The organism is Arthrobacter sp. 9V (assembly GCF_902506065.1).
In the GTDB taxonomy this organism is placed as follows: domain Bacteria; phylum Actinomycetota; class Actinomycetes; order Actinomycetales; family Micrococcaceae; genus Arthrobacter.
Map to the genome: position 1 here is coordinate 1 of NZ_LR732940.1, position 1,318 is coordinate 1,318.

A 1,318-nucleotide genomic window follows, 5' to 3' on the forward strand; every position below is an offset into this window, starting at 1 on the left:
GTCACATTCCGATAGGGTCCGTCCATGACTTCACCCGTCGCCCCTCCCCCTCTTGCTGCTCGCTTCGGCCGCGGAGTCGAGGGGTTCTTCCGTCACCCGGCGACCATCATCTTCCTCGTCGTCGCGGTAGGCGTAGCCCTGGCCCTTCCGGTCATCTTCAAGGTGCCCGGGTCGCCCTGGATCGCGTTCCTCTCGGTTTGCCTCGGGGCCGCCTGCGCAGTGGCGAAAGAAATGCTCAGCGCAATCGCGCAGGACCGCAAGAACGCCGGCACCGCCGAAAAGCCGTTCACGGATGCAGCGATCGTGTGCTCGGTCTACACCGCAGTTTTCACATTCCCTGGGCTAGTCGCGGCAGCAACACCCCTGATCTTCGGCAAGTAGACAACGCCCTGGCCTGAGAGAATAGCCGGGGCGTTGTCGTCCATACCGGCAGGGAGTCCGCGTCGGCGGGCCTATCGAGACCTATCGGGAGAGGTCGTTACCATCGCGCTAGACCTTGCGGACTCGCCCGACCTGGAAGCGGAGATCCGGGCCGATAGCGCTGGCGCGGAGGACACGGCGGATTTGGCGCTCCTTGCCCTCACCCCCACGACTCGGCGCGCTCGTCGCCGACGATGATCACTGACTTTCCGGAGCGGAGGGTGGTCGGAGCGTTCTCGCCGAGGTCGAACCACACCACGACGTTGTGGCGGGTGGGCGTCTCGTCCTTCTGGAGATCGCCGCGCACGTAACGGCCGGGTTCTCGAGCACGATGATGCGGACGACGGTCGCTTGGCCGGCCTGGGCCTTAGCTGCCGAACGGTCGGCCGGTGCGGAACCCGCCGGCGTTCGGTTCGAACGGAACGCTGCCGTTGTGTTCGTTCGCGAGTCGTTCAAGCTCTCGCTCGAGCGCCCCGTCGACCAGCGCCGCGAAGGACCGGTAGCCGCCGGGCAAGGCAGCTGTGTGGAGGACTGCCGTCTGGGCGCGACGCTTGAGACCTTCCCGCAGCGCCACGGTCGTGGGGATTGTCGCTTCCTTAATTGGCTCGGCGGGCGGGGCCTCCCGCCTCGGCGACTCAGGCGTCACGGGTGCCTCGACGCCTGTTCGAACCGGTTCAACGTTGGCGGTGAGTCTGATTGGGCTGTTCGCACCGGGGCGGCGGCGTTCTGGCGCACTCATACGGCGTTCTTCTCCTTCTCCAGGATGCGCTGTGCGTACATCTGACCGAGTGCGTCGTAGAGCGCGACCGCCTTCCGGCCGTCAACACCGGGCCAGGCACCCAGTGATGTTGCGGCGGCGTCAGCCTCCGCAAAGCGAGACCACTCGGGAAGGTATTTC

General features: G+C 66.2%; 3 protein-coding genes. 1 reads left to right on the forward strand and 2 read right to left on the reverse strand.

Features of this window, described 5'->3' with window-relative positions:
- Nucleotides 1-24 precede the first annotated feature (24 nt).
- On the forward strand, nucleotides 25-381 hold the full coding sequence (locus BACI9J_RS22535) for a hypothetical protein (RefSeq protein WP_159558274.1): 357 nt from the start codon (nucleotides 25-27) through the stop codon (nucleotides 379-381).
- A gap of 199 nt (nucleotides 382-580) precedes the next feature.
- Here BACI9J_RS22535 and BACI9J_RS22540 read toward each other — a convergent pair whose 3' ends face one another.
- Together BACI9J_RS22540 and BACI9J_RS22545 are read right to left on the reverse strand one after the other, a co-directional pair.
- A complete protein-coding gene (locus BACI9J_RS22540; protein ID WP_159558276.1) occupies nucleotides 581-727 on the reverse strand; it encodes a single-stranded DNA-binding protein in 147 nt (48 codons plus the stop codon).
- A 60-nt stretch (nucleotides 728-787) separates the two neighbouring features.
- Nucleotides 788-1,159, reverse strand: a complete 372-nt coding sequence (locus BACI9J_RS22545) for a hypothetical protein (RefSeq protein WP_159736636.1) — start codon at nucleotides 1,157-1,159, stop codon at nucleotides 788-790.
- Between the last annotated feature and the right edge of the window lie 159 nt (nucleotides 1,160-1,318).